This is a genomic window from Micromonospora sp. NBC_01638, assembly GCF_045209745.1.
Taxonomy (GTDB): Bacteria; Actinomycetota; Actinomycetes; order Mycobacteriales; family Micromonosporaceae; genus Micromonospora.
The window spans coordinates 5147924-5170103 of sequence record NZ_CP109273.1 but is presented as its reverse complement, the minus strand read 5'-3'; the positions used below and the strand labels follow the sequence as shown (position 1 = coordinate 5170103).

The window sequence follows — 22180 nt, the reverse complement described above, 5'->3', positions numbered from 1 at the left end:
CAATGCTCGGCGTGCCGGACATCGCCGACGCATCGCGCGCCCATCGCGGCGGCGGCAACGCCCACGCGGTAGACGACACGGGTCCCGCCCCCGACGAACGGGGACGGGATCCGTGCGGGCGCGGTGTTACCAGGTGTAGCCGATCGGTAGGAGACGGTTGGACACCGCCCGTCCGTACGCCACGAAGCCGGCGACGTTGGGATGCCCGGAGTGCGGACTGTCCTTCGACGTCGGCGGCTCGCCGTCCTCGTCGTCCGCGCCCTGCTGGGTGTAGTACTCACTCACCGGAGACCCAGAGCGAGTTGAAGTAGGACTCGCTCAGCAGCGGCCCGCCGAGTTCGTGGTCGGCCCAGTCACCCCGTACGTCCACGTAGTTGGTCTTCACCGCCAGGTCGAACGTCGACCCGATCGTGATCACCAGCTTCCCGGCCATCTCGGTGAGGAAGGCGGCCTCGTCTGCGCTGAACCCGACGCCCCCGATGTCCGGCAGCGGCTGGTAGTTCGGCACCTGGTGCTGGCTGCCGGTGGTGAAGACCTGCGGATATCCGGCCAGCAGGATCACGGCGTTGGCCGCCTTCGAGCGGATCTCTTGGATCACCCGCGCCGTGTCCGTCTCCTCCGAGCCGTTGATCCGGTCCGTGATCATGTCACGGAGCGGCTTCGGATCACCCTGGCGGACAAACCCCGGCGAGGCGCAGTTGCTCGCCGCCGCGCAGGCGATCAGCGCGTCGGTCCACTTCAGGTCGCTGCCGCGGATGGTGAGCACGACAAGCGTGGTGTTCTCGTCGAGCCAACCCTGGTCGAGCTGGGTCAGCTCACCGAACTGCCATCACCCGGGCACCGGTCCCGCCCCCGAAGGAAGGTCGGCTATCCGGCCGCGACGCCGACCGGACGGCCGTCGTGCCGCTCCAGCAGGGCCCGGACGATGTCCGCCTCGGGAGTGCCGAGCGGATCCAGGATGCTCAGCGCCTCCTGCCAGGCCCGCGAGGAGTCCTCCAGGTGACCCAGGGTGATCAGCGCGCGGGCGCGTACCAGGGGTGCCCCGATCGCCTCCGCGCGATGTGCCGCCTCGCCGGCGAGCCGGGCCGCCTGCACGGGGTCGCCGTGCCTCCGGGCGACCTCGCCCAACGCCGCCAGCGCGTCGATCTCGATCACCGCGGCGCCGGACTGTCGGGCCAACGTGACCGCCCGCTCCAGGGAGGAGCTGGCCAACAGCGGCGTCCGCTCCGCGACGGATGCGGCGAGGCCGACCAGGGCCTCGGCCTCCGTCGCCAACGTGCGCGCCGACCTGGCCCACTCGGCGGCCCGGGTGTACCGGGCCGCCGCGCGGGTGGGGTCGCCGGTCAGCCGGAGCAGGCACCCCTCGGCGATGTCGATCGACGCCTTGCAGTGCCAGTCGTCAGTACGGTCGGCGAGACGCTGCGCGGCGGCGAGCGCCGACCTCGCCTCCGGCACGTCGCCGCGTAGCGTGTGAATCTGGCCGATCCCCGCCAGCGCATTCGCCTCGATCGACGCCATGTCGACCTCGCGGGCCGTCCGCACCGCTGCGTGGAGATCGCCCAGGGCGGCCGGGTACTCACCCCGGCTGATGCGCACGAGGCCGAGGTTGGTGAGGACGACCGCCTCGTTGGGTCGTCCGCCGTCCTCCCGGTGGATGACGATGGCGGCGGTGAGTCGCTCGACCGCCAGCCGCAGTCGACCCGCCATAGCGTAGATCGTCCCGAGGTTGCTCGACATCACCGCGATGCCGTAACGGTGGCGGATCCGCTCGTTGAGCCGCAACGCGTGCTCGAAGCAGGCCGCCGCCGTCGCCAGTTGCCCGAGGTCGCCGAAGACCGCGCCGAGCGAGCCGGCCGCGGCGGCCTGGCCCTGCGCGTGTCCGGCGCTGCGGAACAGGTGACCCGCCCGTCGTTGGTGCGCGATCGCGACCAGCTGGTTGCCCGTGAGGTGGTACACGTTGCCCAGACTCATGTGTGCCGACGCCCGCAGGGCCGGGTACGCGTCCCCACCCGACGCGTGCAGCGCCGCCTGCGCCACGAGCAGCCAGTTCAGTGAATTGCGGGTGACCCAGAAGTACGTTCGTAGCTGGTCGGCGAGCAGGGCGGCAGCGGCCCTCGACGTGCCGTCTGCGCCCGCCCTGATCAGCGCCACCATGTTCGACTCCTCGGCCTCGAGCCAGGCCAGTGCCGCGTCACGGTCCGGGAGGCCGGCGTCACCGGCCGCCAGGCCCGCCGGCAGCTCCAGGCGGACCCGCCCCGGCGCCAACAGGTCACCGGCAGCCTGCGCGCGGACCAGGTACCACGCGAACAGGCGGGCGAGGACGGTCTGCGCCTCCGGCCGGCCGGCCTGCCGCGCACTGTGCTGGCCCGCGTAGCGCCCCAGCAGGTCGTGCAGCGCGACGCGATCGTCGTCGAACTCCAGCAGGTGCGCCGAGAAGAGTCGGGCCAGCGTCCGACGGGCCGCGTCCAGGGTTGTCTGCGCCAGGTGCGCGACCGCGTCGACCGACAGCCTGAGCCCCGGAACGGTGCCGAGGAGGCGGAACATCCGCTGGGCCTCGCCGGGAAGCCGGGTGTAGGAGAGGTCGAACGCCGTCTGCACGGCGACGCTCGGGTCGTCGTCGATCGCCAGGGCGGCGATGCTCCGCTGCCGCAACTGCCGCACGTACGCCGATACCGCGAGGTCAGGCTCGTCGTGCAGCAGCGCCGCCGCGATCCGCAGGGCCAGCGGGAGCCGACCGCAGACCTGGGCGAGGTCCCGGATCGCGTCGCGTTCGGCGGCTCGCGGGTCGGCACCGAGCAGGACGGTGAGCAGCTCGATCGCGTCCGGTTCCGGGAGCAGTCCGATGGTCAGGCGGTGGGCGTCCTGCTGGGCCACGAGCCCGGTCAGGCGGTCACGGCTGGTGACCACCACCAGGCTGTCCGCGGACCCGGGCAGCAACGGCCGCACCTGCTCGGCGTCGAGGGCGTTGTCCAGCACGATCAGCAGCCGGCGATCGGCGACGACGGTGCGGTAGAGCGCCGATGCCTCCTCCGGATCGGCCGGAATGCGGGCCGCCGGCACGCCCAGACCCCGCAGCAGCGCGCCGAGCGCCTCCGCCGAGCGCATGGGCCGGCCGGCAGAGTAACCCCGCAGGTTGAGGAAGAGCTGCCCGTCCGGGAAGCGGTCCCGGACGCTGTGCGCCCACCGGATGGCGGTCGCCGTCTTTCCGACACCCGCCGTGCCGACGACCGCGGAGAGGATCAGGACCTGCGGCGCTGCCGCGTTGGCGAGCAGGCGGTCGAGCTGACGCGACTCGGCGCCGCGGCCGACGAAGTGCCCCGGCGGCAGCGGTAGCTGCGCCGGCCCGCCGGGAGAGGTCGGCGCGGCGTCCGAGGGTGCGGTGGCGCGTGACAGCGCCCGGTAGGTCGCCTGGATCTGCTCTCCGGGAGCGACACCGAGGTCGGTGGCGAGCCGATCGGTGAGGGTGGCGTAGGCCGCGATGGCCTCGGTGCGACGACCGATCCCGCTCAGGGCCAGCATCAGCAGCTCGACCGGGCGCTCGCGTGTCGGCGCCTCACTGATCAGCTCGTGCAGCGGTGCCAGCATCTCCCGGTGCTGGCCGGCGTCGAGGCGCGCGTCGAGCAGCTCTTCCCGCGCGGTCAGTCGTGCCTCGTCGAGATCCGGGAAGAGCCGGCCCCGCTGGGCGTCGTCGAAGACGTCGGCCAGGGCGGCGCCCCGCCACAGACCGAGCGCGGTGCTGAGCATCGCGATGCGCTGATCGGCGTCGGTGACGCCCCTGCTCTCGGCCACCAGGGCGGTGAACCGGTGCACGTCGACCCGCTCTGCCCGGATCTCTAGTGCGTAGCTGTTGGGTCGGGCGAGCAACGCGGGCTCCATCGATCGGCCCAGCTCCAGCGTGGACCGCAGGTGCGAGATCATGGCCTGCAGGCCCGCTCGTGCCTGGGCCGGAGGCCGATCTTCCCAGAGCAGGTCGATGAGTCGCTCCGCGGAGTGGAACTGGCCCGGTCGCATCGAGAGGATGGCGAGCAGCCGTCGCTCCTGACGGCGTCGGACGGGCACGACCCGTCCGTCGATGACAGCCTCGACGGGGCCAAGTAGGCGCAGCTCCACAGCCGCAGGCTAACAAGACAAACCGACGTCGATCGAGGGCCATACGTCTATGTGGGACGCACCCGGCGGCCGGCTTCCCGGTTGGCGCTCGGCATGACCGCCACGGCGGGGAATGATGACCGGATGCCTCTCGAGCCGCCCCGTCGCGACCTCGATTCCCGCGATGTCCAGGTGGTCGCTGTCGGCATCGACAGATGCGCAGCCGGGGCCGATTGGAGCCTCGTCGGGCCTGTCCACGACGCCATCCGGTTCGCCCGCTGGTTCGTCGCCGGTGGAGTGCCGCCGGAGCAGGTGACCCTGCTGCTCGCCCCCGACCCCGGTCCGGCCGCCGTGCCGCCGGGAGTCACTTGCGCAGCGTCTCGGCTGATCCGATCCCGAGCTTCGCCGCGATCGACCCGATCGCCTCCCACTCGGTGCCGCAATCGTCGCGATGCTCACGAACCAGACGCACTGCACGATCCCGAGGCCTCTACCAGCACCGGGGCGGTTCAGCTGCGAGGCGGGCGAGGCCGCAGTTCCCCCGGGTCGACATCCAGCTGGCCGGATGACGGATCTCAGGGCCCCCGCGCCGCCGGGGGACCCTGACGTCCGCCTGCTGTTCAGCTGATCCAGGGGGTGCAGGTCCAGGCGCCGCCCAGGAAGTTGAAGCAGGCCTGGTGCTCGTCCCAGGAGTCGAGATCCTCGAGCATGTTGGTCCACACCCCGCCGTTGGTGGAGGGGAACTGCTTGCTGAGGCTGCCCGCGTACCAGTAGCCGTAGGACGACCACACCCGGCGCTCGATGCGCACGGTGAACGTCCCACCGTTGTAGCGGAGGTACTGGTCGTTTTGCAGGCGTGCCCAGGCCGCTCTGCAGCCGGACGACTTCACGACGACGATGCCGAGTCCGCTGTCGTAGCCGCCGCCGGTCCAGCCGTACCGGGTGCCGCTGCACTGGCCGTCGGGATTGACGTTGTGACAGCCGGCGCCCGAACACGCGGCCAGCGCCGGCGACGCCGGTACCGCCGCGGTGACCACGCCGAGTCCCATGAACGCCACCAGGGCGATCAGCGTCCGCACCAGGCGATGCTTCCGGACCTTCTCTACCTTCATGCTGTCCTCCTCAGTCGGGCTGCATGTCGTGGGGGTGATCCTTCGGCGTCGCCGCACTGCGGCCGCATCGTCAGGTCATCCGCGCGGTGTCATGCCGCCATCGCCATCGCCATCGGCGTGGGCACCGCAGACCGCCAGGCGAGGAACGAGCGGACCGACTGGAGCTGCCGCGACTCGGTGAGGATCTGCTGGCGCAACAGCCGGAGTTCTCGGCTGAGTCCGAGTCCGAACTGCTCGACGAACATCCGGTGCGCCCGGTCGAGCGCCTCGAGGGCGGCGGCCACGCGCCCGTCGCGGTACAGCGCGAATGCCAGCTCGCCGTGCAGCCGGTCCCCCGGGGGGTACGCCTGCGCCAGCGCGGCCAGGTCGGGCAGGACAGCGACGTGGTTGCCGCGTTCGAGCTCGAGCGTCATCCGGCTCTCGACGCCGGTCACGCGCAGCTCCTCCAGCCGGGTCACCGAGATGCTGAGCGAGCCCTGCGCGATGCCGGCCAGCGCCGGGCCACGCCAGAGCCGCTCGGCGGCCTCGAGCGCGACGATCGCCGCGTCGATCGCGCGGCGCCGGCTCTCCTCGCGCGCGACCGTCAGGAGCCGCTCGAAGCACGTTTCGTGATGCCCCCTTGGCCGTGCCGTGACGCCGGCGCGGTACGCCCACGATGACATCGTGATGCGCCGACGGTGAGCGCGGTTCCGACACTGCATCGACCCCAAGCCATCCTGGAGGAACCGCAGTGTCAGCATCACCGCCCCGCCCCGCGCTGCCGCGCGGGCTCAGTCCCGGCGCCGCCCGTCGCAACGCCACCGTCGCGCTCGCCGCCGCCTCGATCGTCGCCAGCGGTCTCGTGGCGCTCCCCGCGCCGGCCGCCGCGGCGCCGGACCCGCCCCCGAAGGATGTGGCGTCCACCACGATACCGCCCGCTCAGCGGGACTCGACCCTCAAGCAGGGCTGGCGGACGTCGCAGGACCGGGCCTGGACCCTCTCCGGCGACATGACCGGCCTGCACGTGCTCGTGGCGTCGGCGGCCTCCGGTTACAGCTGGACGACCGCGGCCACGCTGAGCGAGCCGGGGCTGGAGACCGACCAGTGGATCGGCAACGGTTGCCTCACCGAGTCGGGCCGGCGGCTGGTCGTCACGTACGCGCCGCGCGCCTACACCAACAAGCCCGACCTGTTCGACCGCGGCGCCTTCGTGGCGGTCGTGGACCTCAAGGACCAGTCCGTCCGGAAGGTGGCCGCGCACGCGTCCCTCGCGTACTTCAGCCCCGGCTGCGGTACCGGTGAGAACGTCGTGCTGAGTACGTTCACCGGCGGCGACACCGGCTCGGGCAAGACCCGCCTGACGCAGCTCGACGCCGCGACCGGCACCGTGGCCGCGCCGATCCAGGTGGCGGGCCAGCTCACCTCGGCGCTACCGGTCAAGGACGAGATCATCGCCGCCGACAACGGCGCGCTGGTCAAGGTCGACGGCAAGGGTCGCCGGTCGGCCGTCGCGAGGACCACCGGGGTGCCGTTCCGGCTGGCGGCCAACGGCGACGCCGTCGTGTACATGGATGCCGACAGCAAGGCCGGCCGGGTCAAGCGGACCGTCGTGAAGTCCGGCGCGACGGCCACGCTGGCCGAGGGCGGCACGACCGACATGAACGTGGTCAAGGGCGCGGGCGGTCGGGTCGGCATCACCGGTACCCCCGGCAAGGTGCACAAGCTACCCACGGGTGTCACAAAGCTCGACGCGACCTTGCAGGCGGAGATGTCTAGCGAGGGTGACCTGCTGCTGGACGACATCAAGTGGACGACCGACCCGCGGGCGGCGCAGGCCGCGGACGGCCGCCGCCAACGGTCGCTCACCATGAAGGCCAAGGTGCCGGCGACCGGTCGCAGCGTAAACTTCGCGGTCGCGCCAACCATGCCGACGTCGGGCGACGCCGGCGCTCGGGCGAACCCGAAGACGCCGGGGCGGGCCCGGTCGGCACCGGGTGCCACGACGCTGGCGACACCGCTGCACGACCCGGTCGACACGGCCGCCTGGTGCGCGATCCCTCGCAACGACGTGCGGGTACAGGTGTACCAGCCGCGCGCCCGGGAGATCGAGTGGGTCGTCGACATGGCGGTGCAGGACGCGCTGATCCTCAACCGGGGCAACAACTTCAACCAGTCCGGCCTGCCCGGCTACAACGTCGAACAGTGGTTCCCGATGCGGCCGCTCAACGGCGGCGGCCACGTGCCCGCACAGATCATGCTCGGCATCCTCGCCCAGGAGTCGAACCTGTGGCAGGCCTCGCCGCACGTCCTGCCCGGCGAGTTCGGCAACCCGCTCATCGGCAACTACTACGGGCTGGACATCTACGACGCCGACACGAGCGACGACTGGACGATCCGCTGGGACAAGTCCGACTGCGGCTACGGCGTCGGGCAGGTCACCGACGGCATGCGCAAGCCCGGGTTTCAGAAGCCCAACGAGGTCCCGCTGCCGTACGACCATCAGCTGGCCATCACCGTGGACTTCGCCGCGAACATCTCCCAGTCGCTGCGGATCCTGCAGGACAAGTGGAACCAGGTCCACGCGTACAACATGAAGGTCAACGGCGGCGACCCGCAGTACATCGAGAGCTGGTTCTTCGCGGTGTGGGCCTACAACACCGGGTTCTACGCGCCGCAGGGCAGCACGGACGGGCCGTGGGGCGTCGGCTGGGCGAACAACCCGGCCAACCCGCGGTACCCGGCGAACCGCAAGGCGTTCCTGGAGTTCACCTACGACGACGCGCGGCACCCGAGCCACTGGCCGTACCCGGAGAAGATCATGGGTTGGGCCGGACACCCGCTCAACGCGATCGAGAAGCCGGACACCTACACCGACGGCTACCGGTACGCGTGGTGGAGCACGAACGACGGGCGCGCGCGGGTGAAGCCGCACCTCCAGACGTTCTGCGACCAGTCCAATGACTGCTACTACGGCAACAACCTCCCGCCGACGGCGCCCGATGTGATCGACGAGCCGGCCGGCCCGTGCCACCACGTGAACGTCATCGGCGAACGGGACCTCAAGTGCTGGTACAACAAATCCGCGGACTGGAAACCGGGCTGTCTGGACTGTGGTAACGCCGCCATCAGGTACGACCCCGGCTGGGCGTATCCGGCCGCCGGGGTGAGCTACTACCCGAAGTGCGGCACCGACCTGCCGGCGAACGCGCTCGTGGTCGACGACGTGATCAACGAGGTCGTCAGCCCACGCCGTGACGAGGCCGGTTGGTTCTGCACCCGACGAACGAACAGCGGCACGTTCACGCACGGGTTCGCCGGCGAGACGCAGAACGGCACGCTCCAGTACCCGGGCAAGATCGACCTGCACCAGGTCGGCGGCGGGTACGGCGCGCACTACTGGTTCACGCACACCCGCCAGCCGGGCAGCAACCTCTACGTCAGTGGGACGTGGACGCTGGACCGGACGGTGAACGGCTGGATGCGGGTCATGGTCCACATCCCCGATCACCTCGGTACCACGCAGCAGGCGGCGTACAAGATCACGACAAAGAACGGCGTGGTCAGGACCCGCATGGTCCAGCAGCGCGGGTACGCGAACCGCTGGGTGGCGCTCGGCGTGTTCGAGTTCAACAACGTCCCGAAGGTGGAGCTGACCAACATGGTGTCGGACCTGACACCGGAGGAGCTGGCGCAGCTGCGGGACGACGTGCCGACCAGCGGGCAGGGCGACCTGGCCCTGGGCCGGCCGCAGGAGAACGTGGCCTTCGACGCGGCGGCGTTCATCCCGCTGCCGGGCAAGCCGCAGCACCAGGTGGTGGCGCTCGGCGACTCGTTCTCGTCGGGCGAGGGCGCCTCGCCGGTGAACGGCTCGGACTACTACCGAGAGACGGACAACAACAGCAACAACGCCTTCCGCAACGGCTGCCACCGCTCGAAGAACGCGTGGTCGCGCAAGGCGGTGCTGCCCGGGTCGTCCACGCCGATCGGGCCGCGGGCGGACATCACGAGCCAGCAGCACGACGTCAACATGGACTACCACCTGATCGCCTGCTCGGGCGCGGAGACGGAGAACATCCTGCCGCTGCGTACCGTCAGCAACGAGCCCCGCAACGCCGACAATGAACGGGGCAAGGGCCAGTACCTGGAGGTGTCCCAGCTCGACAAGGGCTACCTGGACGAGAACACCACGCTCGTCACGATCTCGATCGGCGGCAACGACGCGAAGTTCGGCCCGGTGATCAGGGAGTGCGTCTTCATGGCCGGCCCGCTGGACTGCTTCAAGGCGAAGCTGTCGGGCGAGACGGACACCGTGGACGTGTCGACCAGGCGCCGCATCACCGACACGGTTCCCCGGTCGAACACGAAGGTGCTGGAGGAGATCCGCAAGAAGGCGCCGAACGCCAAGATCATGCTCATGGGGTACCCGAAGCTCGTCGAGATCGGCGGCGACCCGCTCTGCGCCCTCAAGCTCGTCCTCAGCGACGAGGAACGGGTGTGGCTCACCGAGATGAGCGTGCTGCTGCGTGACGAGCAGTTGGACGTCGTCCGCGACTTCAACAGCGCGCACGGCGCGACGATCGCGTACTACTCCGACCCGATCGACGAGTTCGCGGGCAAGGCGGCCTGCGGCTCGCCGGCGGGCATCCACGGCATCGTGACGGACAAGTCGCCGGGTGACACCCCGGACGGCCCGGCGTCGCAGCAGTCCTTCCACCCCAACAGCCCGACCGGTGTCAGCCTCTTTGCTCAATCGATGAATTTCACCGTCACGCAGATGTACCCGTGACGAACGCATCACGATCCGGGAGCCCGGGCGGCCGTCGGCTGCTCGGGCTCCCGGCCCCGCTCGTACACGTCGGCCGTGGCACGGCTCTGCGGCAGCCTCACCGGACGCAAGGGCCGCGACGCCACGGCCGAGCTCCGACAGCCCGCAGCAAGACGCCCGCGAACCCGACCCGGACTGGGACGGCACCAGCGTCAAGACCGTCTCACCGAACGACGAGAGCCCCGAGGTTTTTCGGCGTGATCGAATTCTGGCGGTGCGCCTCCGTCCGCCTCGGCGCACCCAACGACGAAGCCGGAAAATCGTTCCGACACCCGTTGCATCGCCGGCTCCTGGTAATGGGCGTACCACGGCGCCGACCGCGCGTGCTCGTCAAGCCGCACCACCAGCCCCGGTAGCCCAGCGACCAACGCCAACGCCGACCGCGCCACCACCTCATTGCCCACGGAATCGACCTCGATCAGCACCTCGACCAGACGGTTCAACGCCTCCCACCGGCCATCGCACGCCTCGTGGACCGCGACCCGCACCGCGCCGAGCAACCCACCCTCCCCCGCCACCGAGGTACCTACGCAGCCCATCACCGGCCACCCTGAACAATCCATCAAACCTCTGGGCCAGGGCAGCAGGTCGGTTGGCGATACCGGGTTGCCCGCGTCCACGCCCGCCGAATTGTTTCGGATCATGGATCCGGCGCGGGAGGCAGAGGCTGGCCGCCTCTTCGTGTCGGATAAGCAGCGCATAAACGCAGAGGGGATCCGAACAGGTTAACCTCCCGAAAGACCTGCAGGCACAGTCAGTTCTCGCTGCCGAGTCGAGACCGGAGGCCCGGCATGGCCGCCACCCATGGATCGCGCACCGCTGTCGCCGTCGGGCATGCCAGCGCAGCGCCGCGGGACCCCGCCGTGACGTTCGAACAGCGGCTCGGCTTCCGCCTCCGGCACGTTCCAGTCGTGGTGCTGCTCGGCATGCTGTTCCTGATCGCTACCCTGCCGGAGTTCTTCGTCGTGCTGGCCGGCATCGACACGCACTGGCAGCCGGGCGACCGTGCCCTGGACCACGTCGCCACTTTCGCCAACACGGTGGTGAAGCCACCGCTGGAAGGCCAGACCGTCAGCACGGTGGAGCGCTACCTGTCAATGGTCGCGTTCTACGCGGCGCCGGTGGTGCTGGCCGCCGCGCTGGTGTGCTGTATGAGGGTCGGGCGGTGGCGGCCGTTTACCGTGAGCGTGTCGGCGCTTGCGCTGGGGCTGCTGGCGATTCCTGGGCTTACCTGGGCGTTAGAGGCGCTGGTGGGGCTGGTCCGGCTCGGCGTCTGGCTGTACCGGCTCGTAGTCCGGGTCATCGACTGGCTAATCCCGTTCCTCGCCGCAATGCTCATGATCGGCGCCGGCATCGCAGTCCTCGTCGGACTGTACCTGCTCGTTGAGAAGCTGCGGGCTAGGCGTTGGCTCACTGCGAGTGCGTGGGTTGGTACCGTAATGCTGCTGGTGCTGGCCTATGTGTATGGCGTCTTTGCGTTCATCGGTGCGGTGATGGCGCGGTACGTCGCGCCGGTCCTCGGCGTCATCATCGTCGTGTTCGCGGTCGTCATGCTGGTCCTGCTGATAGCAGGCCTGGTGATTGGGTTCTTCGGCCACCTCGGCCGGCTGATCGTGGTGTCGGCGAAAGGCGCCGGCAGCGCCGGCCGGGACCAGGCCAGCTGCGCGGACGCCGCCGCTGGCCTGGGCGTGGCGCTTTCGACGGTCCTGACCGCAGCGGCAGTCGACGCGCCCTACGGCCACCAACTCACGCTGACCTGGAACGCAGCACCGTATCTGAGCACAGTGCCGGATCCGGTCGCGGCGTACGAGTTGCTGATGCGCGACTGGGGTGAGCGGTTCCTGGCGCCTGGCTTCGCCGGGTTCAACCCGACCGTGGACCTGACAATCGCCGCAGCCGTCGCTTTCGTGATGGTCCTCGCACTACTGTTCAACAATCGACGCTGGGTAACCGTCCGCACGCCCGGCATGGCAAGCCTGGTGATGATCCGGGTTGGCCTAACCGTCGCCTTCGCGATCCCCGCGTTGCTGGTCACGACGGCGGCGAAACACCTGACGGCAGACAGCGACAGCTGAGAGAGAGCCGGTCTCATACTGGTTGGACTCACTGCGCCGCCCTGATTTCGGTTACGCCGCCCCGCGTCGCCGTACGCACGGCGGTGGCTCAATGGCCGCGGAACGACTCCTCCAGCCACCATGAGCCGCGCGCGTCGCAGACCTTGGCGTCGACCACCAGCGGCCGGGTACGGGGACCAGCGAGCCAGCGGCGTACCGGTGTTACGCGACTATGAGGACCACTTCGACCGGCACCGGCCGCACCAGAGCCTGGACCAGCATCCACCCGACTACGACCCCGGCGTGGTCGTCGCGATCGACAAGCCGATCCGGCGACGCCGCATCCTGGGCGGCGTGATCAACGAGTACCACCGGGCAGCTTGAACTACTCGCAAATTCGCAGCTCACAAGCCTGAAACAGAGATTTGGCACCGTACAAGGGTTGTCCGACGCCGAAATGAAACCATCAGCAACTTCGGCCTCCGCGAGCATTCCGCCGAGCCACAAGTGCGTCTTGACGTACTCCGCCAACTGCTCGATCTCCGACGGCGTCGGCTCGTCCAGCCTGCGCTGTCCCCAGTGCTCCACCACACGATTCCAGTAGCTCCCTTGACCCGGACCGGGAGGGTGACCGGGGCCTGCACGATCGGGCCGTGGTCGCGCCACCGCGGCTCCGGGCCGTCCGGCTCCAGCCGCGGGCACCGAAGGCTCGGCCATTGCCGGCTCCGGCGCCTCCGTGCGACCATGCATTGATACATGTGGAACTCTTGCGTCGCAGCAGATCCCGCCTACTGCTGACCATGGCAGCGGCTGCCATGGTCATCGCATCCCTGGGCTTCGCCGCACCGGCGTCCGCCGCGGTTTCCGACGGTCACTACTGTGGGTGGATCACGCCGGACAACCCACCGGGCAAGGATGACTCTAAGACCGTTATCTACAGCGCAAAGGTCCAGTGCGACGGCCCAGTGCGTCGCGTCGACCTCACCGTGGAGTTGCTTTACCACGGGCTGGTCGGCGGCCCCGGCCAAACAGTGAACGGCCGTACAAAGGTTTGGCAGAACAACGGAACCCTGTTCACTCTTGGCGTCACCAACCCGGGCACGCTCTGCGAGTCGGGCTACTACTCGGGTCGAGCGACCGCCACCATCCAATACCTTTCGGGGACTCCGGAGTTCATCACCAGAACGACAGGGTCTCAGCCGGTATCGCTGACGTGCCCGCCACCGGATATTCCCATACCCCCGCCGAGCGGGGCGGTGACGGTCACCAACCCGGGCACCCAAAGCATGCTAAAACTGGACACCGTGGCGCTGCAGATGCAGGCCACCGGCGGGAGCGGGCCGTACACCTGGTCGGCGACCGGCTTGCCTCCTGGGCTGGCCATCAGCCCCTCGACCGGCCTGATCAGCGGCACACTCAGCACCATAGGCGGCTACACCGTCACGGTCACGGCCGTTGGAGGCGGACAGGGCAGTACCACCTTCAGCTGGAGCGTCAGAAAAGACTCCGCCTGCACGCGCTGCTGACCAGCTGCCCCCACGCGAAAGCTCTGGCGGAAAGAGACGGCGCGCATCGTCTGCGGTTCCGGCCCAGTCCTCCTCTCCAACCCGTTACCTAATGAGTCCCGAACGGCCCGCCGTGGTCCACGGGATGCCTGCCCGTTACCTGGCCTCTGAAGGTCTCCAAAAAGATCGGCAGCGTGGGCTCGGCGAGCCGTTCGTGTGGTGGTCCGGCTCGTCGAGGACATGCCCGCACACCTCTGGACCGCTTCAGGTCTCGTGCAAGACCGGCGGATCTCGGCAATGCCGGACCACCTCATGACCTTGGCAAGATGTTGATCGTGGTTGCAGCCCGCCCGCACGGCGAACACCTCGCATACCGGGAGCCGACGAGCTCTGACTGCGAAGACCGGGACCGTGCGGGTCGCTGGGATCGCGAACGGCTCATCGGAGGGTAGGCCACAGAGCCTCGTCATTAGGGCGCCGCGCGTTTCCGTCAGGGTTGTGCAACTGACCAGGCAGGTGGGGAGGAGTACGAGTTGACGGTGTACTGCGGCATCGATTGGGCGGAACGGCATCACGACATCGCTTTGATCGACGAGCGTGGCCAGCTGGTTGCCAAGGCGCGTATCGGTGACGACGTGGACGGATACACCACGCTGGTGGAGATGCTGGCTGCTGCCGGCGACAGCGCCGACCAGTCGATCCCGGTGGCGATCGAGACCCCACGCGGGCTGCTGGTCGCGGCGCTGCGTGCGAGCGGACGTCGGGTGTACTCGATCAACCCGATGGCGGTGGCGCGCTACCGGGAGCGGTATTCGGTGTCGCGCAAGAAGTCCGACCACGCCGACGCGGTGGTGCTGGCCAACATTTTGCGCACCGACGCGCACGCCCACCGGTCGCTGCCGAACGACAGCGAACTCGTTCAGGCGGTTGCCGTGCTGGCCCGGGCTCACCAGGATGCCACCTGGCGACGGACCCGGGCATCGAACGAACTGCGGTCGCTGCTGCGGGAGTACTTCCCGACGTTCCTTGCCGCGTTCAACGGCAGGAAGGGCAACCTGACCAGTGCAGGCGCCCGGGCTGTGCTGGCCATCGCACCCACGCCGGCAGCTGCTGCGAAATCGTCCATGACTCGGATCGCGGCCGCGCTGCGCCGCAGCGGCCGCCAACGCGGCGTCGAGGACCTGGCCGCCGAGCTGCAGCAGGCGCTGCGTCGTCCGCAATTGCGCCAGCCGACCGTCGTGGAGGAGGCGATGGGCACCCAGGCGCTGGCACTGCTGGCGACGTTGAACGTCGAGTGCGCCAGTGTCGACCAGCTTGCCGAGGCGGTCAGCGAAGCGTTCCGCCAGCACCCCGACCATGCGATCGTGACCAGTTTTCCCGGCCTGGCCGACCGGACCGGCGCCCGCGTTCTGGCCGAGATCGGCGACGACCGCGCCCGGTTCGCTGACGCCCGCGCCTTGAAGGCTTATGCCGGCGCGGCTCCGGTCACCCGCGCGTCTGGTCGCAGCATCTCCATCACCCACCGCAAGGTGAAGAATGACCGGCTCGCCGCTGCCGGATTTCTGTGGGCCTTCGTCGCCGCCAACCACGCCGAACCTGCCAAGCAGCACTACCAACGCCGACGCGACCACGGCGACCGGCACCCCGCCGCGTTACGCAACCTGTTCAACCGGCTCCTTGGCTGCCTGCATCACTGCCTGGTAACCGGCCAGCGATACGACCCTGCCAAGGCATTCGCAGCGCGGCAGGTCACCGCCGCCGCGTGAATCACGACCAGCCCTATGCCTTTTTCCAGGTCACGTACTCATCGAAGATCTTGGCCAGGCCGCCATGCTCTGTTCGTCGCTGCAGATACTCGTCAAGCAGCCGAAATAGCGCTTTGACAGCCACCCGGTTGAGCTCAGCATCCGCCTCAAGCTGCTCGCGTTGCGGCGGCCCGTCCGGGAACGCCTGGTGCAACACCAGCGCCTCCCAGATCAGGTTGTCGCCGTGCCCACAGCAGGTAACCAGCCACTCACGGAAGCCTGCGAGCAGCTGCCAGTCGTTGCCGGCCTCACAGCCCCGGACGAAGACCGTGAAGTCGTGAAACGAGCCGTCCAGCGTGAACATCCCCGGCCGTCGATGCACGTCCGCGAAGAGCTTTCGGTAGTCCATTCCGCCATCCAACCAACCCCGCCACTTGACCGTTGAGGAGATCGGAGGTCTTTTTGATCGTCCCCAGCCGGGGACCCCTCGGTCGCTCGGCCCGGTATGACTTTCTGCCCCTGTCGTGTGGATGATCCGGGGGTGTTGTCGCCGGGTCGGGTGGCGTCGGCGGACCGCTGATAGGGACACGGCTACCCGTGTTGGGGTAGGTCTCTTCGTAACGTGGCTGCCGGCAGTCCGACGCCTGGACCAGCGGCCGAGGCCACGGAACGATACGTGCAGGCGGGTGCGGTGCGCGACGGATACGGCGTTTTTCTCGGCTTGGACGTCGGCAAGGGCGATCATCATGCGGTCGGATTGGCTCCGGACGGCAAGCGGCTGCACGACGCGCCGCTGCCGAACACCGAGGCCCGACTGCGCACTGTTCGACGAACTCTCCCGCCACAGTCAGGTCCTGGTCGTGGTTGACCAGCCCGCCTCGATCGGCGCCCTGCCAGTCGTGGTCGCTCGGGCGTGTGGGCATCAGGTGGCCTACCTGCCCGGCCTGGCGATGCGCCGCATCGCCGACCTGCACCCCGGCAACGCGAAGACCGACGCCCGCGACGCCTACGTCATCGCTGACGCCGCCCGCACCCTGCCCCACACGCTGCGCCGGGTCGACACCGGCGACGATGCCTTGGCCGAGCTGGAAGTCCTGGTCGGCTTCGACGACGACCTCGCCGGCGAAACCACCCGGGTGTCCAACCGCATACGTGGCCTACTGACGCAGATCCGCCCTGGAACGCGTCCTCGGCCCCAAGGTGCACCACGATCACCGGCCGCATCGTTCACTGGATTAGCGGCCACCGAACCCTTCGCCGCATGTCCTTGACCTGAACGGTGCCCGCGTCCAATGACAACCGATCCGCAGCGGATTGATCAACGAGTATTCGCAGGCAGCGTAGCCGAACCGACTTCACGAGCCCTACCGGCAGCGCATATCGGATTTGATGGGCCTTTTTGATCTTGCAGTCTCGCTCAGACAGGCTGTCGTACGCGATGTGGCTGACTATGCGCCCCAGCCTCGGTCGCCGGCCTGGACGAGGCCTGACTCGTAGGCGAGGACTGCGAGTTGCACGCGGTCGCGGAGGTTCAGCTTGGTCAGCAGGCGGGAGACGTAGGTCTTGACCGTGGCCTCGCTGAGGAACAGTGCGCTGGCGATCTCGGTGTTCGATCGACCTCGTGCGACCTGTCGCAGCACGGCCGCTTCTCGTTCGGTCACGTTGGGCAGCGGAGCTGGCCTGGTGGAAGGCGCGGCGGCGAACCGGTCGAGTAACCGGCGGGTGAGTCCGGGAGCGAGCATCGCCTCGCCCCGGGCCACGACGCGCACCGCGTGCACCAGGTCATCGGGAGGGACGTCTTTGAGGAGGAAGCCGCTGGCGCCCGCCCGCACCGCGCCGTACACGTACTCGTCGAGATCGAAGGTGGTCAGCGCCATCACGCGGACGTCGGGCTGCTGCGCCACGATCCGCCGGGTCGCTTCGATGCCGTCCAGCCGGGGCATCCGTACGTCCATGAGGACGACGTCGGGTCGGTGCTCGGCGCAGGCGGTGACCGCCTCGATTCCGTCTCTGGCCTCGGCGACCACCTCCATGCCGCTTCGTTCGAGGATGAGGCGGAAACCCTCCCGCAGCAGCGCCTGGTCATCGACGATCATCACACGGGTCATGCCAGCTCCAGGGGAAGAACGGCGGCGACGGCGAACCCGCGGTCGGGTAGTGGCGCGGCTTGCAGCGTCCCGCCGTACAGCGCCGCACGTTCTCGCATTCCGATCAGGCCGTGTCCGGGCCCAGCGGTGCCCGGACGCCCGCAGCCGTCGTCACGTACGTCGATGCGCAGCTCGTCGATGCTGAATGTCACCCCCACGCTGACCTCGGTGGCGGCGTTGGCGTGACGGCGCGCGTTGGTCAGCGCCTCCTGCACGATCCGGAAGGCCGCGAGGTCGAGGCCGGCGGGCAGTGCCCGCGGCGCGCCGGTCACGGCGAACTCCACGGGGAGCCCGGATTTCCGAGCGTCGTCGACCAGTGTCTGCAGGCCCGACAGCCCCGGCTGGGGTGAGAGCAGGCCGACCTCGTCGGTGTCGCGAAGCATGGTGACCACCCGTCGCATTTCAGCGAGGGCGCCGTTGCCGGTGCGTCGGATAGTGGCGAGAGTACTGCGTACCCGGTCGGGGTCGTCGGTGACCACCTGTTCGGCCGCGCCTGCCTGTACCACCATCACGCTCATCGCGTGTGCGACGATATCGTGCAGTTCGCGGGCGATGCGGGTGCGTTCCTCGATGACGGCCTGTGCCGCCTGTTCGGCTGCGGCGACCTCGGCCGCCACCGCCCGCCGCTGCGACGACTGGGCGCGGCGGGCCATGATGGACTGCCAGCGCCCGAAGGCGAAGCAGACGCTCACAACACCCCAGTGGTACAGCATTTCGTTGAGCCCGCCGAGCAGCTCAATGAACAGGTCGGCGTAGATGAGGGCCGCGGCGACCATAGCCGCACCGATCCACGGTTCGCGTCCCTTGCCATAGCGCGCCACCGAGAAGACAGCGATCAGGACCGGCACGAACTGCCCGAAGAACAGCAGGAACCCAAACTGGCCCGAGACGCACAGCCCGGCGAGCGTCACGGCGGTCGTCGGGATCGGGTGGGAGCGCCGCCACCACAGCGAAGCCGCGACGATCAGCACCTGCACGCTCGTCGCGAGCGGATCCCCGTCGCCCTGCCGCGATTCGAGCGGAAGCCACACCTCGGCGATGCCCGTGACCAGCACGGCCAGACACAGGCCGGCATCGACTGTCCGGCGCCACCACACGTCCATGGGGGTCAACCGTAGGGGACGGCGATGTCGAAGACATCAGTCCGGAGTTGACATGTGCCGACCACTTTCGGCCGACTACAGCGACGGGTCGGTCAGACTTGACTGTCGCCCATGACACGACACCTTCGGCTTCTCGTAGCGGTCTGCCTCCTCGCGTTTGCCCTGCTCAGCGTCGGCTTCATGGCCTTGCAGCCCGAGCTGCCCGATGACCGGGCGCAGTGGCTCGCCACGATCGCTGACGCACGTGCGGGCGCGTCGGCCGCCGCCCAGATGTTCCTCTGGTCCCAACTGCCGTTCGCGGTCTCGATCGTGGGGCTGGTCGCCTGGCTGCGGCCGAGGTTCCCGCGGCTCACGATCATCGGTGGCGTGTTCGGGGTGCTCGGCGCGTTCGGCCACACCGTCGCCGGCAGTTGGACGATCACCCAGCTCGTGATGGCCGACGAGCCTGCCCATCGTGACGCCTACTCCCAACTGATCGCCGCACAGGAGCAGTCGGCCCTGATCGTCCCGTTCCTCGTGATCGGTGTGGTCGGCACCGTGGTGGGCATCCTGCTGCTGTCGATCGCCCACTTCCGTTCGCACGTGCATCCGCGATGGGTCGGCCCGGTGCTGTGGGTGTGGCTCGTGGTGGAGTTCGTCGGCAGCGGCATCAGCCCGTGGGCGACGTACCTGTCCGGCCTGCTGCTCCTTACCGGTTGCGGCGGGCTCGCGGCCGGCCTGCTCGCCGCACGCCAGGACGACCGCGCAGGGCTAGTCACCGCCGCCTGACGCACACCGCTACTGCAGATCAACAATCCGAAGTGGATAACGTGAACCCAATCTAAAGGCTACTCAAGGGCTACGTCATCCCCTTGCCCGTGCCGGACAGCAGCGGCCCGCACGATCCGCGCACCTGCGACCCGTGGTGCTGACCGCGACGACAGCGCAATCAGTGCGCCACTAGCGCCGCACATGCTTACGCAGTCGCTCGCGTCTACGGCGTACGACAACAACGACAAAGGCCACCCGCGATCGCGGTGGCCTTTGTCGTAAAGATCCCGCACATGCCGCTCGGCCCGCGTCCGATCCTGCACCGGCCCGACCCAATCAGCGGTACGCAACACCAGGAACGGCATCACCTCCGCACACAGGCGGCCAACCATCGCCGCAACCGCACGTTCCCGGATCCCGCCCGTCACCATGCATGCTCGCCAGCACCGTCGCCACCGGCCCCGACGACACGCCCGTGAACCGCGCCGCGACCTTGTGCCTGCCGGAAATGTCATCCGCTCTGGTCGGGGTCGGTCACGGCCGTAATGGCCGATCGCGACCCCTGCGAGCACCTCGCCCTCGACCATCCGTGTCGGTGACTACGCGATGATGCCGCTTCCTGCTGCTTCGGCTGGCCTACCTCGGTGTTACGAGCGCGTTCGCGCTGCTACGCATGCTGCTGCGCAGTGATCACGACAAGGACGTCGAGATCCTCACGCTGCGACACCAGATCGCCGTGCTGCAGCGCCAGCTCGGCGGCCAGAAAATCCGGTTCTCCCCGGTCGGGTTCTCCCCGGCCAGGCGCAGCGCCCGGGCGCGGATCTCCGCCCGTATCGGCGGGCGCCCGGGCATTGTTTCGGGTAGGTCCACTTCCGGGCGACCAGCTCACGGTGCCGGCGCAGGCGGCACAGGCCGACGCCGCAAGGCTACGAGGCCGCCCCCCGGGGTCAACGCGCCACACTATCGCGGTCTCGATGCATCTTCCTCGTTCCAGATCGAGATGACGTGCCCCTCTCCGTACTCCTCGATAACGCGAGACTCCGCCTCGTCGAGGGACCTGGCAAGAATGCGCAGGCGAACGCCCGGCTTGTCTTCGATCCAGATCATGCCTACATGTTCCCGCAGCGGCGGACCCTTGTCGTGTCCGACCGCCGGGCGGTTTCGCCCCGCGGACCGCAAGCCGGAAGGCGTGTGGGGCGCCAGGATCGTCAACGCCTCCTGTACGGTGCCATAACTCTGTTTCAGGCTGGCAGCTGCGGATTTGCAGGTGGATCAGGCGGCTCGGTGATACTCGTTGATGACCAATGGCGACCGGCTCCTTTCCGGTGTGACTCCATCCGCCACAGCGTGGACGACCCACGAGATCAACCACCAGGTGCGGAACTGGAGCCGGACGCTTCATGCTGACTAACCGGCAGCGGTCAGTGTCGGGCCGGTCGCGCTGCGCGTCGTGAGCGCCGCGAGGATGTCTTCGACGCGCTGCTTGGCATCCCCAAACAGCATTGATGTGTTGTCCCGGTAGAAGAGCGGGTTCGGGACACCGGCGTAGCCTGTGGCCATCGAGCGCTTGAACACCACGACCTGGCCTGCCGCCCAGACACTCAGGACGGGCATCCCGGCGATGGGGCTGCTGGGATCTTCGGCGGCAGCAGGGTTGACGGTGTCGTTGGCGCCGATGACCAGGACGACGGAGGTCTGCGCGAAGTCGTCGTTGATCTCGTCCATCTCTAGGACGATGTCGTAGGGGACCTTCGCCTCGGCCAGCAGGACGTTCATGTGGCCAGGAAGCCGCCCCGCTACCGGGTGGATGCCGAAGCGGACCTGGATGCCCCGCTCGCGGAGCTTGCGAGTGAGCTCGGCGACGCCGTGCTGCGCCTGGGCGACCGCCATGCCGTAGCCGGGGGTGATGATGACCGAGTCCGCCTCCGCGAGGATCTCGGCGACCTGCTCGGCGGTCACCTCTCGGTGCTCACCCTGGGCCACCTCCCCCGGGGCAGTGCTCTCAATACCGAAGCCGCCGGCGATGACGGACAGGAACGATCGGTTCATCGCGCGGCACATGATGTAGGAGAGGTAGGCACCGGAGGAGCCGACCAGCGCGCCGGTGACGATGAGCAGGTTGTTCTCCAGCAGGAATCCAGATGCGGCGGCAGCCCAGCCGGAGTAGCTGTTCAGCATGGACACCACTACCGGCATGTCACCGCCGCCGATGGAGGCGACCAGGTGCCAGCCCAGTGCCAGCGCGATCGCGGTGACCACGACGAGCAGCCAGAGCTGCGGGTCGAGGACGAACCAGACGGTGAGCAACGCGAACGCGGCCAGGGCGCCGACGTTGAGCGCGTTCTTGCCGGGCAGCAGCAGCGGGGCGGACTTCATCCGTGCCGACAGCTTCCCGAACGCGACAACCGATCCGGTGAAGGTGACCGCGCCGATGAAGACGCCGATGAAAACCTCCGCGTGGTGGATCCCCAGCATCTCCTGGGCCCGAAGCGCGTGAGCTTCGGCGCCGTCGAGGTCGCCTTCGACCTGGAGGTAACCGTTCCAGCCCACGAGCACGGCAGCGAGGCCGACAAAGGAGTGCAACAGCGCGATCAGCTCGGGCATGCCGGTCATCTCCACCCGCCTTGCCCGATCCAGGCCGATGACGGCACCGACCAGGGTGGCCGCGACGAGCAGGCTCGCGCCGACGCCGCCGATGCCGTGGTCGACGGCCAGCGCGATGGTGGCGACCAAGGCCAGCGCCATGCCGGCCATGCCCAAGGCATTGCCCGCCTTGGCGGTCTCGTGCTTGGACAGGCCGGCCAGCGCCAGGATGAACAACAGCGCGGCCACGATGTACGCGGACTGAGCCGCGGTCTCGATAGTCATGTC

Annotated in this window: 16 protein-coding genes and 1 pseudogene; 7 read left to right on the top strand and 10 right to left on the bottom strand. The window is 68.8% G+C overall.

Features of this window, described 5'->3' with window-relative positions:
- Positions 1-126: 126 nt before the first annotated feature.
- The 5 genes from OG811_RS24165 to OG811_RS24145 form a co-directional block, all read right to left on the bottom strand.
- Positions 127-285 carry a hypothetical protein gene (locus tag OG811_RS24165; protein ID WP_406068901.1) on the bottom strand — a complete coding sequence of 53 codons (159 nt, stop codon included), beginning with the start codon at positions 283-285 and terminating at the stop codon, positions 127-129.
- Entirely contained in the window at positions 278-766 is a 489-nt protein-coding gene (locus OG811_RS24160) for a hypothetical protein (RefSeq protein WP_406068900.1), read from the bottom strand. Before OG811_RS24160 ends, OG811_RS24165 begins: the two co-directional genes overlap by 8 nt.
- A gap of 101 nt (positions 767-867) precedes the next feature.
- Entirely contained in the window at positions 868-4110 is a 3243-nt protein-coding gene (locus OG811_RS24155; protein ID WP_406068899.1) for a BTAD domain-containing putative transcriptional regulator, read from the bottom strand.
- Between the two features lie 599 nt (positions 4111-4709).
- On the bottom strand, positions 4710-5201 hold the full coding sequence (locus OG811_RS24150) for a hypothetical protein (protein ID WP_406068897.1): 492 nt from the start codon (positions 5199-5201) through the stop codon (positions 4710-4712).
- A gap of 89 nt (positions 5202-5290) precedes the next feature.
- Positions 5291-5863 carry an AfsR/SARP family transcriptional regulator gene (locus tag OG811_RS24145; RefSeq protein ID WP_406068895.1) on the bottom strand — a complete coding sequence of 191 codons (573 nt, stop codon included), beginning with the start codon at positions 5861-5863 and terminating at the stop codon, positions 5291-5293.
- Positions 5864-5931: 68 nt separating this feature from the next.
- Here OG811_RS24145 and OG811_RS24140 point away from each other — a divergent pair, with 68 nt between their 5' ends.
- Complete coding sequence (locus OG811_RS24140) at positions 5932-9966, top strand: hypothetical protein (protein ID WP_406068893.1); 4035 nt, start codon at positions 5932-5934, stop codon at positions 9964-9966.
- A gap of 191 nt (positions 9967-10157) precedes the next feature.
- Here OG811_RS24140 and OG811_RS24135 read toward each other — a convergent pair whose 3' ends face one another.
- Positions 10158-10505: a hypothetical protein gene (locus tag OG811_RS24135; RefSeq protein ID WP_406068892.1), complete on the bottom strand. Its 348-nt coding sequence runs from the start codon at positions 10503-10505 to the stop codon at positions 10158-10160.
- Positions 10506-10796: 291 nt separating this feature from the next.
- On the opposite strand from OG811_RS24135, the gene OG811_RS24130 reads away from it, so the two are divergent.
- The 4 genes from OG811_RS24130 (at position 10797) to OG811_RS24115 (ending at position 15330) form a co-directional block, all read left to right on the top strand.
- Positions 10797-12080 (top strand): hypothetical protein, encoded by a 1284-nt coding sequence (locus tag OG811_RS24130; protein WP_406068890.1) that lies wholly within the window; start codon positions 10797-10799, stop codon positions 12078-12080.
- A 198-nt stretch (positions 12081-12278) separates the two neighbouring features.
- Positions 12279-12443, top strand: a complete 165-nt coding sequence (locus OG811_RS24125; protein WP_406068889.1) for a transposase — start codon at positions 12279-12281, stop codon at positions 12441-12443.
- A 416-nt stretch (positions 12444-12859) separates the two neighbouring features.
- Positions 12860-13585 (top strand): Ig domain-containing protein, encoded by a 726-nt coding sequence (locus tag OG811_RS24120; protein ID WP_406068887.1) that lies wholly within the window; start codon positions 12860-12862, stop codon positions 13583-13585.
- A 512-nt stretch (positions 13586-14097) separates the two neighbouring features.
- The gene (locus tag OG811_RS24115; RefSeq protein WP_406068886.1) at positions 14098-15330 is read left to right on the top strand and encodes an IS110 family transposase; all 1233 of its coding nucleotides are present in this window, start codon (positions 14098-14100) and stop codon (positions 15328-15330) included.
- Positions 15331-15343: 13 nt separating this feature from the next.
- Here OG811_RS24115 and OG811_RS24110 read toward each other — a convergent pair whose 3' ends face one another.
- Positions 15344-15718, bottom strand: coding sequence for a hypothetical protein (locus tag OG811_RS24110; protein ID WP_406068884.1), 375 nt, complete (start codon positions 15716-15718; stop codon positions 15344-15346).
- A 282-nt stretch (positions 15719-16000) separates the two neighbouring features.
- Between OG811_RS24110 and OG811_RS24105 the strand changes: the two are divergent.
- Positions 16001-16518: pseudogene (locus OG811_RS24105) on the top strand (IS110 family transposase); the annotation flags it as partial.
- A 239-nt stretch (positions 16519-16757) separates the two neighbouring features.
- Here OG811_RS24105 and OG811_RS24100 read toward each other — a convergent pair.
- Together OG811_RS24100 and OG811_RS24095 are read right to left on the bottom strand one after the other, a co-directional pair.
- Positions 16758-17417 carry a response regulator gene (locus tag OG811_RS24100; RefSeq protein WP_406068883.1) on the bottom strand — a complete coding sequence of 220 codons (660 nt, stop codon included), beginning with the start codon at positions 17415-17417 and terminating at the stop codon, positions 16758-16760.
- Complete coding sequence (locus OG811_RS24095) at positions 17414-18559, bottom strand: sensor histidine kinase (protein WP_406068881.1); 1146 nt, start codon at positions 18557-18559, stop codon at positions 17414-17416. The genes OG811_RS24100 and OG811_RS24095 overlap by 4 nt, the downstream gene beginning before the upstream one ends.
- A 111-nt stretch (positions 18560-18670) precedes the next feature.
- Between OG811_RS24095 and OG811_RS24090 the strand changes: the two genes are divergently transcribed.
- Positions 18671-19327 carry a hypothetical protein gene (locus OG811_RS24090; protein WP_406068880.1) on the top strand — a complete coding sequence of 219 codons (657 nt, stop codon included), beginning with the start codon at positions 18671-18673 and terminating at the stop codon, positions 19325-19327.
- 1389 nt (positions 19328-20716) lie between these two features.
- Here OG811_RS24090 and pntB read toward each other — a convergent pair.
- Entirely contained in the window at positions 20717-22177 is a 1461-nt protein-coding gene (pntB, locus tag OG811_RS24085; protein ID WP_406068878.1) for a Re/Si-specific NAD(P)(+) transhydrogenase subunit beta, read from the bottom strand.
- Positions 22178-22180: the final 3 nt, after the last annotated feature.